The 13014-nt window shown below is 65.9% G+C and carries 11 protein-coding genes; 4 read left to right on the top strand and 7 right to left on the bottom strand.

Annotated elements, in window-relative coordinates; translation table 11 throughout:
- Positions 1-99: 99 nt before the first annotated feature.
- A complete protein-coding gene (locus LK535_RS08910; protein WP_227771531.1) occupies positions 100-588 on the top strand; it encodes a DNA-deoxyinosine glycosylase in 489 nt (162 codons plus the stop codon).
- On the opposite strand, the gene LK535_RS08905 is transcribed toward LK535_RS08910, so the two are convergent.
- Positions 585-1289: a glutathione S-transferase family protein gene (locus LK535_RS08905; RefSeq protein WP_227771530.1), complete on the bottom strand. Its 705-nt coding sequence runs from the start codon at positions 1287-1289 to the stop codon at positions 585-587. The genes LK535_RS08910 and LK535_RS08905 overlap by 4 nt on opposite strands.
- A gap of 161 nt (positions 1290-1450) precedes the next feature.
- Here LK535_RS08905 and LK535_RS08900 point away from each other — a divergent pair, with 161 nt between their 5' ends.
- Positions 1451-1999, top strand: coding sequence for a hypothetical protein (locus LK535_RS08900; RefSeq protein ID WP_227771529.1), 549 nt, complete (start codon positions 1451-1453; stop codon positions 1997-1999).
- A 382-nt stretch (positions 2000-2381) separates the two neighbouring features.
- On the opposite strand, the gene alaS is transcribed toward LK535_RS08900, so the two are convergent.
- Both alaS and LK535_RS08890 read right to left on the bottom strand, forming a co-directional pair.
- Positions 2382-5024: an alanine--tRNA ligase gene (alaS, locus tag LK535_RS08895; RefSeq protein WP_227771528.1), complete on the bottom strand. Its 2643-nt coding sequence runs from the start codon at positions 5022-5024 to the stop codon at positions 2382-2384.
- A gap of 96 nt (positions 5025-5120) precedes the next feature.
- Positions 5121-5495 (bottom strand): DUF4440 domain-containing protein, encoded by a 375-nt coding sequence (locus LK535_RS08890; protein ID WP_227771527.1) that lies wholly within the window; start codon positions 5493-5495, stop codon positions 5121-5123.
- A 116-nt stretch (positions 5496-5611) separates the two neighbouring features.
- Here LK535_RS08890 and LK535_RS08885 point away from each other — a divergent pair, with 116 nt between their 5' ends.
- On the top strand, positions 5612-5932 hold the full coding sequence (locus LK535_RS08885) for a YnfA family protein (protein WP_227771526.1): 321 nt from the start codon (positions 5612-5614) through the stop codon (positions 5930-5932).
- A 267-nt stretch (positions 5933-6199) separates the two neighbouring features.
- Positions 6200-7552 (top strand): dicarboxylate/amino acid:cation symporter, encoded by a 1353-nt coding sequence (locus LK535_RS08880; RefSeq protein WP_227771525.1) that lies wholly within the window; start codon positions 6200-6202, stop codon positions 7550-7552.
- A 68-nt stretch (positions 7553-7620) separates the two neighbouring features.
- On the opposite strand, the gene LK535_RS08875 is transcribed toward LK535_RS08880, so the two are convergent.
- The 4 genes from LK535_RS08875 to LK535_RS08860 form a co-directional block, all read right to left on the bottom strand.
- Entirely contained in the window at positions 7621-8253 is a 633-nt protein-coding gene (locus LK535_RS08875) for a glutathione S-transferase family protein (protein ID WP_227771524.1), read from the bottom strand.
- Positions 8250-9095 carry a class I SAM-dependent methyltransferase gene (locus LK535_RS08870; RefSeq protein ID WP_227771523.1) on the bottom strand — a complete coding sequence of 282 codons (846 nt, stop codon included), beginning with the start codon at positions 9093-9095 and terminating at the stop codon, positions 8250-8252. Before LK535_RS08870 ends, LK535_RS08875 begins: the two co-directional genes overlap by 4 nt.
- 791 nt (positions 9096-9886) lie before the next feature.
- Positions 9887-10960: a recombinase RecA gene (recA, locus tag LK535_RS08865; protein WP_321576548.1), complete on the bottom strand. Its 1074-nt coding sequence runs from the start codon at positions 10958-10960 to the stop codon at positions 9887-9889.
- Positions 10961-11209: 249 nt separating this feature from the next.
- The gene (locus LK535_RS08860; RefSeq protein WP_227771585.1) at positions 11210-12979 is read right to left on the bottom strand and encodes a lytic transglycosylase domain-containing protein; all 1770 of its coding nucleotides are present in this window, start codon (positions 12977-12979) and stop codon (positions 11210-11212) included.
- Between the last annotated feature and the right edge of the window lie 35 nt (positions 12980-13014).

The raw sequence follows: 13014 nt of genomic DNA, 5'->3' as shown, positions 1-13014 counted from the left end.
GCCAGCGATAGCCCTGCTACTGGCGCGGCCAACCGAAGTTATTCAAGGACTTGAGCTCAGATCGGTGCTTTGCAAGTGGGCGTTAGAAGGCAGACGGATGTGACGGTAAAATCATCATTTCCACCCGTGGCGGCGCCGGATGCGCGCGTCCTTGTTCTCGGCAGCCTGCCCGGCGAGCGAAGCCTGGCGGAGCGCCGCTACTACGCGCATCCGCAGAACCAATTCTGGGAGTTGATGACGCCGATCGTCGGGCAGGACCTTCGCTCGCTCGGGTATCAGGAGCGGCTTGAGGCGTTGAAGGCGGCTCGGATCGCCCTGTGGGATGTCGTGGCGACCGCGCGGCGCGTCGGCAGCACGGACGCGACCATCCGTGACGCAGCAGCGAACGATTTGCCCACCTTGCTGGATCGACTGCCAGCGCTGCGGGCCGTCGCGTTCAACGGGGGCAAGGCGCTGTCGCTTGGCCGAACGCTGGTGGAGGGACGGAACCTTGCCGTTCTCGCCTTACCCTCCTCCAGCCCGCTTCACACCGTCGGGCGCACTGCCAAGCAGCCGGCGTGGGACGCCATTACTGCCTATCTGCGTTAACCTCGCGCCGGTATCGTCAGCCCCCGCTGAACCGCAGGGCGCTCCAGCGCCCGCTCCAGCCACTTGGCGACATGCCGGAATCCATCAAAGCCAGTAATTTCACGCGCTTCGTAAAAGGTGATGAGGTTTCGTACCCAGCCGATCATGGAAATGTCGGCGACCGTATATTCGTCCCCAAGGAACCAGCGCCTGCCCTCGAGCGCAGCGTCCATCACGCCCAGCAGCCGTTTGGATTCGTCGACGTAGCGCTGGAGCGGGCGCTTATCCTCCCATTCGCGACCAGCGAACTTATTGAAGAAACCAAGTTGCCCGAACATCGGCCCGAGGCCGCCCATCTGAAACATCAGCCATTGAACACTGTGCCAGCGATCACCGGCGGAAGTCGGGAGAAACTTTCCCGACTTCTCGGCCAAATACAGAAGGATAGCTCCGCTTTCGAATAAGCCGAGCGGGCTGCCATCGGGCCCGTGCGGATCGAGAATGGCGGGGATCTTTCCGTTTGGATTTAGCGACAGAAACTCTGGTGATTTTTGGTCATTGGTCGCGAAGTCGACCAGATGCACCTCATAGGGCAGGCCCGTCTCCTCAAGCATGATCGAGACCTTGACGCCATTTGGTGTGGGCAAGCCATAATATTGCAGAACATCGGGCCGCCGCGGTGGCCAACGCCGGGTGATCGGGAAGTCGGAGAGATCGGTCATGATGGCGCGCTCCTCTGGCAGGTAAGCGCTTCAGCTATAGCGTGAGTCTCGGGCGATTGCTCTGTTCATCCTTTGAACGGCTCGATCCGCCGAGAGTGGCTTGCACGGAACCGGTGTGCGGCGGCCTCGTTGCACTGTCGAACCAATAAAGAGGAGTAACCATGTACCGTTACGCACTCCTGCTGCTTGCCACCGCAACGCCGCTCGCCGCAAATGCGCAAGGCACCCAGGCTCCCGCTCCCGCCGCACCAGCAAGCCCGGCTGCGGCCCCGGCCGGTGCAGGTCCGGCGGTCGGCGGCACCGTTTATGATGCCCAGGGTGGCACGGTGGGCACAATCGCATCGACCGACGGCACCAATGCCGTGATCGACACTGGCACGGTCAAGGCATCCATCCCGCTCACCTCGCTCGGCACCGGGCCGAAGGGGCCAGTGCTCGGCATGACCAAGGCAGAACTTGAGACGGCGGCCGGACAGGGCGCGGCGCAGGCCGCGCAGAATTTCCAGTCGCAGTTGACCGCTGGCGCCACAGTTTACGGTGCCGGCGGAAACTCGCTCGGCACGATCAAGGCCGTGGAGGGCCAGTTCGTCACGTTGACCACCGCCAAGGGCGATGCGCGGCTGCCGATCGGATCGTTCGGGCCTGGTCCGAAGGGTGTGACGATCGGGATGACCGCCGAGCAGCTTGACGCGGCGATGGCCGGCAAGTGAGTGACTGGCCGCGGGGCTGGACCAGCGCCGCGGCCAAATACCCGGTCTCTTGCCGGAGGCGTGCGGGCCGGAAGCGGAGAAGATCGGCCTAGATGCTGGCCCGCGCGGCCTGTTCCCGGCCGCGGTCCGCAGATCGCCGGCCAGCAACATTGCTGAAGTGATTCGGGACGCCTTCGACCTGTCGGGCGGAGCAAAGCCGCGCGGCGATCCCAAGTCGGCTCGAGTTGCCCCGCCGCTTCCTGGCTCCGCCGCGACCCAGACGCGCGTACCTGAACCGACCAGCCGGTTGAGAAGTCCCAACGGCTGAACCGGATCCAGCAGTGCGGCAACCGTCCGGGTCAGGCCCGAACGGTGCCGAGCCTCAGGCGACCGCCTTCGCTTCTTAGAGTGCAGCGCGCACGGCAGCGAGCGCGTCGTCGGCCTTGTCGCCGTCCGGGCCGCCGCCCTGCGCCATGTCGGGCCGGCCACCGCCGCCTTGCCCGCCAACCGCAGCTACGGCGCGCTTCACCAGATCGACGGCATTGTAGGTTGCGACGAGATCGTCGGTGACGCCGACCGCCACCGTCGCGCGGCCGTCGTTGACCGCGACCAGCGCGGCAACGCCCGAGCCGATGCGTTTCTTGGCATCGTCCACCGCACCGCGCAGGCCCTTGGCCTCGAAGCCGTTCAGCACCTGACCGACGAAGGCGACGCCGCCGACGGTTTCGGGCCCGGCCGGCGCCGCGCCGCTGCCGCCGCCCATCGCCAGCGCCTTCTTCGCCTCCGCCAGTTCACGCTCCAGCCGGCGCTTTTCCTCCAGCAGCGAGGTGACGCGGCCGGGGACTTCGTCGGGGGTGGTGCGCAGCGCCGAGGCAGCCTCGCGCAGCTTCTCGTCGCGCGAGGAGAGATAGGCGCGCGCGGCCTCGCCGGTCAGCGCCTCGACACGGCGGACGCCCGAGGACACCGCGCCCTCGCCGATCACCTTGAACAGGCCGATGTCGCCCAGCGCGTTGACATGGGTGCCGCCGCACAGCTCGATCGAATAGGTCTCCCCGCCATCGTCGCTGCCCATCGAGACGACGCGGACCTCGTCGCCGTACTTTTCGCCGAACAGCGCCATCGCGCCCATCGCGATGGCATCGTCGGGCGTCATCAGCCGGGTGGTGACGGGCGTGTTCTGACGGATTTTGGCGTTCACCGCGGCCTCCGCATCGGCCAGTTCCTCGGCGGTCATAGCGCTGGAATGGCTGACGTCGAAGCGCAGCCGATCGGGCGCCACCAGCGAGCCCTTCTGCGCGACATGCGTGCCGAGCCGCTGGCGAAGCGCCTCGTGCAGCAGGTGGGTGGCGGAGTGGTTGGCGCGGATCGCGGCGCGGCGCGCGACGTCGATCGCAAGCTTCACTGTGTCGCCGACCTTGATCTCACCCGCGCCGACCGTGGCGTGATGGACCCACAATTTGCCGAGCTGCTTCGAAGTATCGGTGACCTCGGCGGCGAGGCCGGCCTCGCTGCTGATCGTGCCAGCATCGCCGACCTGACCGCCGCTTTCGGCGTAGAAGGGCGTCTGGTTGACGATCACGTCGACCTGATCGCCAGCCGCGGCCTTTTCGACCCGTACGCCATCCTTGACGAGCGCGAGCACGACGCCCTCGCCCACATCGCTGGAATAGCCGGTGAACTCTGTCGTGCCGACTTCCTCGGCGAGGTCGAACCACAATTCGTCCGACGCCTTGGCGCCCGAGCCCTTCCACGCGGCGCGCGCAGCGCGCTTCTGCTCCGCCATCGCGGCGTCGAACCCGGCACGGTCGACGCCGAACGACTGGGCGCGCAGCGCGTCCTCGGTCAGGTCATAGGGGAAGCCAAAGGTGTCGTAGAGCTTGAAGGCGGTCTCGCCCGGCAGCACGTCGCCCGGCTTCATCCCCGCGGTCGCCTCGTCGAGGAGCTTCAGCCCCTTGTCGAGCGTCTGGCGGAAGCGGGTTTCCTCCTGCGAAAGCGTCGCCTCGATCAGCGACTGCGCACGGACGAGTTCGGGGTAAGCGGCGCCCATTTCGGCGACCAGCGCCGGCACCAGCCGGTGCATCAACGGCTCCTTGGCGCCGAGCAGGTGCGCGTGGCGCATCGCACGGCGCATGATGCGGCGCAGGACATAGCCACGGCCTTCGTTGGACGGCAGCACGCCGTCGGCAACGAGGAAGCCGGCGCAGCGCAGGTGATCGGCGATGACGCGGTGGCTGGCCTGGTTGCCGCCGGTCGTGGCGGTGTGGGTCAGCGCGCCCGAGGCAGCGATCAGCGCCTTGAACGTGTCCGTATCGTAATTGTCGTGCACGCCCTGCATGACGGCGGCGATCCGCTCCAGCCCCATGCCGGTGTCGATCGACGGGCGCGGCAGATCGCCGATGATCGTGTCGGCTTCCTGCACGAACTGCATGAAGACGAGGTTCCACACCTCGACGAAGCGATCGCCGTCCTCGTCCGGCGAGCCGGGAGGGCCGCCGGGAATGTGATCGCCGTGATCGTAGAAGATCTCGCTGCACGGACCGCACGGACCATCCGAGCCCATCGCCCAGAAATTGTCCTTGGTCGGAATGCGGATGATGCGGTGGTCGGGGAGGCCGGCGATCTTCTTCCACAGATCGAACGCCTGATCGTCGGTGTGATAGACGGTCGCGGTCAGCTTGTCGGCGGGAAGGCCCCATTCCTTGGTCAGCAGGGTCCAGGCGTGGGTGATCGCCTGTTCCTTGAAATAATCGCCGAACGAGAAATTGCCGAGCATCTCGAAGAGGGTGTGATGCCGCGCGGTATAGCCGACATTGTCGAGATCATTGTGCTTGCCCCCGGCGCGCACGCACTTCTGCGATGAAGTAGCGGTGGAGTACGGCCGGGTTTCCAGGCCGGTGAACACGTTCTTGAACGGCACCATGCCCGCGTTGACGAACATCAGCGTCGGATCGTTCTGCGGCACCAACGGCGCGGAGGGCACGACGCTGTGCCCGGCCGAGCCGAAGTAGTCGAGGAAGCTGCGGCGGATGTCGTTCGTCGAGGTCATGGTGCGCGACTTAATAAAGGAGGCGCCCCATGACTAGCGGATTGCGTTACCATATCTTCCCGTTTCCGCCGTTTTGGCGGGGCGCACGGACGCTCTTCAGCCCTGCGTCGCGCCGCCGGCAATCGGGGGCAATGTCTGCTGATGCTGCACCACCCGCCAGACCTCATGATCCAGTCGTCGCATGGTAGTGGTGCAATAAGCGACGTAATCGTCGCCACCTTCGCGGCGCGCCGCCGCCTTGTAGGCGATGGTGATCAAGCCTTCCTGCGGGCGCATCACCTGTTGCTCGCTGAATTCCACGTCGGACCAGCGCGGCGTGTTGGCCACGGCTTCGATCGCCGCCTGGGCCTTGTACACGAAGGGCTGCGCCGGCAGCACCATGACGCATTCGTCGTCGACCAGTTCACGATACACTTCGGCACCGCCGGTCCACAGGCTCTTCTCGAAGCTCCAGATGCGTGCGTCTTCCATGGCGCTTGTTCTCCTCGTGTCCGAAGAGCGCAGCGGAACGGTGATCGTTCCCTGCTACACCTCGCCTCCGCCGCCGGACTGGCCGATGGCGCGGCCTTGCGGCAGAAGCCGGCTTCATGAGTGCATTTGCCTTCATCGGCGCGGCGGTGGCGGAGATCGCCGGCTGCTTCAGCTTCTGGGCATGGCTGAGGCTGGATCGATCGCCGTGGTGGATCGTGCCGGGCACCGCCTCGCTCTGCCTCTTCGCCTATCTCCTCACCCTGGTGGATGCCGATCACGCGGGCCGCGCCTATGCTGCTTATGGGGGGATCTATATCGCTACGGCATTGCTTTGGCTGTGGCTGGCCGAGGGCTCGCGGCCCGATCGGTGGGATCTGACGGGTGCCGGCGTGTGCCTGATCGGGGCAGCGATGATCCTCTGGGGCCCGCGCACCTAGCGAAAAGGCGGCTTTGCTCAGCGGAGCCGGCCTGATTCGGGCGCGCAGATCCGGTCAGTCTCCGCCCGATGGACGCGGGCCGCGCGCGGCTTCATTGGCTCGGCCGATGTGACGCGCGGGCTTGACCTAGCCCCGGCAATCCCCTTCACGGTGCAAAACGACCGTCGTTGTCCGCCGCATGCCTGCCGATAAGCCGCTTCCTTCACGCAAGGGGCGCCGACAGGGTGATTTCGAGGGACGCTGCGGTTCCACGATGACGGAGCATACATGGCCAAGCGGCTGACCTTGTATATCATGATCGGCCTGGCAGCGGGCATTGTTCTGGGCCTGTCGCTGAACGCACTGATTGACGACGGCTCCCCTGCCGCCGCCGCCCAGTTGAAGGACATCGCCGGGTATTTCTCGATCATCACTGCCGTATTCCTGCGGCTGATCAAGATGATCATCGCCCCGCTGGTGTTCGCAACCCTGGTGGCCGGCATTGCCCATATGGGCGACACCGCAGCGCTCGGCCGTATCGGCATCCGCTCGGTCGGCTGGTTCCTCTGCGCCAGCCTGGTGAGCCTCACGCTCGGGCTGATCCTCGTCAACCTGTTCCAGCCGGGCGTCGGGCTCAACTTCCCGCTGCCGCCGGTGAACGAGGCGAGCGGCGTGGAAAAGGCCGCCTTCAACCTGAAGGATTTCATTACCCACGTCTTCCCCGCCTCCGGCATCGAAGCGATGGCGAAGAACGAGATCCTGCAGATCGTGATCTTCTCGATCTTCATCGGCGTCGCCATCACCGCCGTGGGCGAAAAGGCAGCGCCGCTGGTGCGCGGGATCGAAGCACTCGTGCAGGTGATGCTGACGGTCACCAATTACGTGATGCGCTTCGCACCGGTCGCGGTGTTCGCCGCCGTCACCGGCACGCTGGCGGAACGCGGCCCGTCGATCATCGGCAACCTCGCCTATTTCATGGGCACCTTCTATCTTGGCATGATCCTGCTGTGGCTGCTGCTGATCGGGGTCTGCTACCTGATCGTCGGTCGCCGCACGACGCTGCTCGTGCGCTATGTGCGCGAGCCGCTGCTGCTCGCCTTTTCCACCGCCTCGTCCGAAGCGGCCTATCCGCGCACGTTGGAAGCGCTGGACAAGTTCGGCGTTCCGCCGCGCATTGCCAGCTTCGTGCTGCCGCTGGGCTACAGCTTCAATCTCGACGGCTCGATGATCTACATGACCTTCGCGACGATCTTCATCGCGCAAGCTTATGGCATCGATCTGACGCTGGGGCAGGAAATCACCATGCTGCTGGTGCTAATGATCACCAGCAAGGGCATCGCGGGCGTGCCGCGCGCCAGCCTGGTGGTGATCGCGGCGACGCTTGGCTTCTTTGACATTCCGGAGGCCGGCCTGCTGCTGATCCTCGGCATCGACCATTTCCTCGACATGGGTCGGTCCGCGACCAACGTGGTCGGCAACGCGGTGGCGAGTGCGGTGATCGCCAAGTGGGAAGGCAAGCTCGACCCGCTGGAGCCGGACGCGATCGACGGGCCGGCCGCGCCGAGCGGCCATGGCCCGGCGCATGCCACCGACAGTTTCCACGATACGCCATCGCTGGGCAGCGCCGACCGGCACGCCTGAGTTAGGGCAATCACCGCCGGAGCCGCGCGATCGTGGCTCCGGCGGAGAGCGGCTAGAGCGCTCGTCCGTCAGGCATAATCATAGGGTCCGCCCGCGCGCAGTGCCGCCTGATAGGCGGGCCGGGCATGGACCTTTTCCAACCAGGCGATGGTGGCGGGGCGTGCCGCATCAAGCCCCCCACGGCTGCGCGCCGCTTCCAGCGGGAAGCTCATCATCACATCCGCCGCCGTGAGCGAATCCCCCGCAAACCACGGGTGGGCGGCGAGGTGCGATTCCACAAAATCGAGGTGAGTTTCGATCCATGGCCGGATCCGCTTCTGCGCTGCCTTGCCGAACAAGGGCACGCGGCTGAGCACCAGGGTGACGAGCAGCGGCGGCATCAGCGAGCCCTCGGCGTAATGCAGCCAATAGCGGTAATCGAGCGCCGCCGCCCGGTTCGCCGGCGGGCCTAGCCGGCCATCCGCCTTGTCCACCAGATATTCGACGATGGCGCCCGTTTCGGCGACCACCCGCCTGCCATCGTCCGTATCCTCGATCACCGGCGATTTGCCGAGCGGGTGGATGCGGCGCAGCTCCGGCGGGGCGAGCATCGTCTTGCGATCCCGTTCATAGCGGCGCACCTCATAGGGCAGCCGCAGCTCCTCCAGCATCCACAGCACACGCTGCGATCGCGAATTTTCGAGATGGTGGACGATGATCATTGGCCCCTCCCCTGTGCACGTGCCGTGACGATCCAGGCTGCGGCGGGGAATTCGAGCACATCTCCCGCCACCTGCTCGGCGAGCACAACGCGCAACCGCTCCAGCAGTGCCGGGCGGTCCGCTTCGGACGCTTCGGCGATCGCGCGCGATACCGGTCCGATGCGGCGGAAGAAGTCGGCAGCATCCGCGGCGGGGTCCGTGCCCTCGCCGGCGCGATACGGATAGTCGGCTGGGGTGATGGAGATGTCGGCGAAGCCTGCGTCGCTCAGCAGCTGGTGCACCATTTCCCGATCGGCAAAGGCGAACGGGCCAGGCGCGTAGCCGGCCGGCGCATCCAGCCGCCCGCCGAGTGCGGCGATCGTGTGCGACGCCCAGGGGTTTTCCGCGCCGCTACGGAAGCAGGAGAAAACCAGCGGGGCGCCGGGACGAAGCGCAGCGGCAATGCCGCGAAAGGCAGCAACCGGATCATCGAAGAACATCACGCCGTGGCGCGAGACGGCCAGATCGAAGGGCGCATGCGGCGCGAGCGCCTGCGGCACCATTCCGGTGACGAAGCGGAGATTGTCGAGCCCATGCTGCGCAGCACGCTCCTGCGCGACGGCGACGAGGGCGGCGGAAAGGTCGACGCCCAGGATCTCCAGTCGCGGCCGGGCCGCGGCAAGTGCAAGGCTGGTCACCCCGGCGCCGCAGCCAAGATCAGCGGCACGACCCGCGTCAGGCGCCACGGCGAGGATGGCGGCATCGAGAAGCTGCGACAGCGCGGCGAAGCTGCGATCGGTGCGGCGCCATTCGGCGGCCCAGACGTCGCCGACACGGGTCTGCCATTCAGGAGCGGCGGTCATGGGCATAGTCCTTCATTATTGTGACAGCCGGTGTGAGGCCTGCGCCCGCAAAGGGAAAGGGCAACGGCCATGACGCGAATGTCACGATCGATGAGCATGGTGGGGATGGCTGGGCTCGAATGAGGCGGGACCGGGTGCGGGACCCTTCGAGCCGGCGCCGATAGGCTGCACTTTGCGCCCGGGCGCTCGCGCGGGGAGAAGTGGATAGCCGTCGCAAAAGCGCCATGGCGCGACTGGAACGTTTGGCTCGCCATCCGTCTGGCGCGGGAGCGTGAGAGAACGCACCCCGTCTGGCAGCGCTGGGGCTTGGCTGCTTCACCGCAGCCTGATCGAGCTGGGTCGGGCTGCGAGGCAAGTATCGTTGTGTGGCGCTGATTTGCCACGGACGACCCGGGAGCTGATCGAGGCGGCTGGTTGAAGGCGCGTTGGTGAAATGGTCGTCAGCGACGCGGTGGGTGGGTCGGAAACGGCAGCACTCGCAAGCATAACAAGATCAACGGGCGTGGGATGGAGCTGCCGCGCTGCCGGACGTGGCGCTGGCCTGCTGGTGCTCCGCCAAGCGCGACCGCCTCGTGCGAAGCTTACCAGCGCGCGCTCTCTTGCTTTTGCCGGGACGTCAGGCAGGCCTTAGACGAGCCGCACTCGGCGCTGCTCCCCGCTCTCGCCGTCGAGGCTAGGCTCAGCCCAGGTAGGCGGCCTCGGCTCAGCGAAGTTCGACCCTAGACCGAAACGACAAAGGGCCGGCAACCCTGAGGTGGCCAGCCCTGCGTTACATTGTTGTACCCGATGGATCAGATATCGTCTTCTTCGGACGGCCCGGCCATCAGTTCCTCGCCCAGGCCCTCCTGGCGCATGCGGATCGAACGCTCCAGACGCTGAGCCACCTCGGGGTTCTCGCGCAGGTAATTCTTCGCGTTCTCACGGCCCTGCCCGATGCGGATCGAGTCATAGCTGAACCAAGAGCCCGACTTCTCGACCAGGCCAGCCTTCACGCCGAGATCGATCACTTCGCCCAGCTTGGAGATGCCCTCGCCGAACATGATGTCGAACTCGACCTGCTTGAAGGGCGGTGCGACCTTGTTCTTCACCACCTTTACGCGGGTCTGGTTGCCAGTCGCTTCCTCACGATCCTTGACCGAGCCGATACGGCGCACGTCGAGGCGCACGGACGCGTAGAACTTCAGCGCGTTGCCGCCAGTCGTGGTTTCGGGCGAACCGTACATCACGCCGATCTTCATGCGGATCTGGTTGATGAAGATGACGAGACAGCGCGAGCGGCTGATCGTGCCGGTCAGCTTGCGCAGTGCCTGGCTCATCAGGCGAGCCTGAAGACCGACGTGGCTGTCGCCCATCTCGCCCTCGATTTCAGCGCGCGGCACCAGGGCAGCGACCGAGTCGACAACGAGAACGTCGATGGCATTGGAGCGCACCAGCGTATCGACGATCTCCAGCGCCTGCTCGCCCGTATCCGGCTGCGAGACGATCAGTTCATCGATGTCGACGCCCAGCTTCTTGGCGTAGCTGGGATCAAGCGCGTGTTCCGCGTCAACGAACGCCGCCAGACCGCCGGACTTTTGCGCCTCGGCAATGGCGTGCAGCGCGAGCGTGGTCTTACCCGACGATTCCGGGCCAAAGATCTCGACAATACGGCCGCGCGGCAGACCACCGACGCCGAGTGCGATGTCCAGCCCGAGGCTGCCGGTCGACACCACCTCGACCTTCATCGCCTCCTTCTGGCCGAGCTTCATTGCAGAGCCCTTGCCGAACGCGCGGTCAATTTGCGCGAGGGCGGCGTCGAGCGCCTTCTGACGATCCGAGTTCGCGCTTGCCATGTTGTTGGGGATCACCTTGAGATTGGCGGCCATTAATAAGCCCTTTCGCTAGAGCAAGCGCGCGAACCGTTCAACGCGTGAACGGCATGTATTGCGTTTGTTCCTCTGGAACAAGTAGCGAACGTTGGATTTTTACGTCCAAGCTCAGCACAGGCACCGCCTACCGCGGCGTCGCAAGTGCGCTCGAACCGGTCGGCGCGCGTCAACCTGGCAGGGGCAAGGAGCAATCGCGCGCCGCCGGCGAGCGGCGCTTGCTCAACCCTGGCTCCCCTCGCGGTCGCTTTATTGAGCGCTCGCGACCGTGGTGGTGGAGGCCGGCGACACAACAGCGTTTGCGGCGACGGTGTTTGCCGACGGACGGTTCGCAATGCGAATGGCAGGCTCACCCTTCATACCAGGAAAGCGCGGCCACATGCCCTGCGCGAGCGCAGCGCGGCTGACCGATTCCTTGCGGCCGGTCTGCCCCTCGTACATCCAGTAATTCCGCAGCACGGTGACGACATAGCCGCGCGTTTCCCAATAAGGGATGCTCTCGATGTAGAGCAGCGGATCGCCATTGTCGCGAACCAGCGCGTTCCACTCGCCAACCGGCTTGGGCCCCGCATTGTAGGCGGCGATCACCTTAGGCAGCAGACCCTGGGTCAGGCCCATGTCGCGCAGTTTCTCAAGATGCCGCTGGCCGATATCGATGTTGGTCGAAGGACGGGTCAGTGCCGACTTATCGACAGAAATCCCCCGCTCGCGCATGTAATCGGTGGCAGCCGCGGGCATGATCTGCATGAGGCCATAGGCGCCGGCGGGCGACACGACCTTGTTGCGGAAACCCGATTCCTGAAGCGTGTGGGCGTAGACAAGCGCCTTGTCGATCCGCCAGCCGGTGTCGGGCGTCCAGTTCGGAGTGGGGTAACGCGTCTCCGCGGTGGCGACGAAACCCTGCGGACAATTATGCGCCAGCCAGACGACGCTGGCCGGCAGGTTCATCTGCTCCGTCACCCGCATCAGGCTAGCAAATTCGCTGGACGGACCGATCTTTGCCTGTTGCCGGATCACCTGATCCGCAGCATCGGTTTCCCCGATCTCTACCAGAGCGGCGGCCACGCGCACGTTCGGGCGCCGTTCCAGGCTGGCCCAGTCACCCGTTACCTTCTGCGGCTTGAACACCGCAGTCTGCATCCCGAGCGCCTGGCGGGCCAGTTGGCCGTAGAAGGTCTCGCCATATTGCGCAGCGTTCTTGAGCCGGGCCTCAATACGATCAGGGCGGCCGCAGGTCATGTCGGCACGGCTTGCCCAATACAGGCCAGCGGCACGCATGTCGGTATCACCGGCACGCGCAGAAACGGATTGGAAGCCTTCACCCGCCGCCGCGCAATCATTCTGACGCCAGGCGGCGAGTGCCGAGGTCCAGCGGGCGTGGGTAGCCCAGTCGCCCTGCCCCTGCGCCGCCTTGTCGCCCATGCGCCGCGCGTCGCCGTCCAGCCCCTGAAGGAAGTAGATCCACGCCACCCGCGACTGCCATTCGGTGGTCGCCTCAGGAGTAAGCCCGCTGGTCGAGTCGAGCAGCGCCTCCGCCTCGCGGCCCATGTCGGCCTTCACATAGGGCTGCATGCGATCGGCGAGATCGGCTGCAATCGTATCGCTGCGGGTGGCCTTGGCGCGGATGCGGGTGGGTGCGCCATCCTGCCAGACGAGCCGCTGCTGGACGGGGAGTTGCGGAAGCTCCGCCGCGCCGCGCAGCTTGGCAAGCCGGGCGATCGCCTCCGCCTGAGGCAGTTCCGGCGCCTCGGTCAGGAGACGGACGAGCTGATCGAGTTCAACGCGGGGCGAGCCCTTGGCGGTATAGAGTTCGGCGCGGGCGTAGCTGTGCAAGGGGCCAGTCGCCATCCCGTCGAGGCCGATCTGCGCATCCTGCCAGCGCCCTTCACGGATCGAGGCGAACACCGCGCGGTATTGCGTGCGCTGGTCGGTGGAAAGCTGCGGTGGAAGCGACGGCGTGGCTGCACTTGCCACACCAGGCGGGGGTGCAGGCTCGGCAGCGGCCAGCGCTGGCGTCATCGCGGCGACAGACACGGCGGCTAGCAACACCCGGC

It is taken from the genome of Sphingomonas sp. IC4-52 (genome assembly GCF_020707225.1).
Lineage (GTDB): Bacteria > Pseudomonadota > Alphaproteobacteria > Sphingomonadales > Sphingomonadaceae > Sphingomonas.
The sequence above is the reverse complement of the archived record's forward strand: the minus strand, read 5'-3'. Positions and strand labels throughout refer to the sequence as shown.

What these genes read in the sequence shown, in the direction of transcription:
- LK535_RS08905 (WP_227771530.1), bottom strand. Translation starts at nt 1,289, where the DNA reads ATGACCGATCTCTCCGACTTCCCGATCACCCGGCGTTGGCCACCGCGG.
- LK535_RS08900 (WP_227771529.1), top strand. Translation starts at nt 1,451, where the DNA reads ATGTACCGTTACGCACTCCTGCTGCTTGCCACCGCAACGCCGCTCGCC.
- alaS (WP_227771528.1), bottom strand. Translation starts at nt 5,024, where the DNA reads ATGACCTCGACGAACGACATCCGCCGCAGCTTCCTCGACTACTTCGGC.
- LK535_RS08890 (WP_227771527.1), bottom strand. Translation starts at nt 5,495, where the DNA reads ATGGAAGACGCACGCATCTGGAGCTTCGAGAAGAGCCTGTGGACCGGC.
- LK535_RS08885 (WP_227771526.1), top strand. Translation starts at nt 5,612, where the DNA reads ATGAGTGCATTTGCCTTCATCGGCGCGGCGGTGGCGGAGATCGCCGGC.
- LK535_RS08880 (WP_227771525.1), top strand. Translation starts at nt 6,200, where the DNA reads ATGGCCAAGCGGCTGACCTTGTATATCATGATCGGCCTGGCAGCGGGC.
- LK535_RS08875 (WP_227771524.1), bottom strand. Translation starts at nt 8,253, where the DNA reads ATGATCATCGTCCACCATCTCGAAAATTCGCGATCGCAGCGTGTGCTG.
- LK535_RS08870 (WP_227771523.1), bottom strand. Translation starts at nt 9,095, where the DNA reads ATGACCGCCGCTCCTGAATGGCAGACCCGTGTCGGCGACGTCTGGGCC.
- recA (WP_321576548.1), bottom strand. Translation starts at nt 10,960, where the DNA reads ATGGCCGCCAATCTCAAGGTGATCCCCAACAACATGGCAAGCGCGAAC.
- LK535_RS08860 (WP_227771585.1), bottom strand. Translation starts at nt 12,979, where the DNA reads ATGACGCCAGCGCTGGCCGCTGCCGAGCCTGCACCCCCGCCTGGTGTG.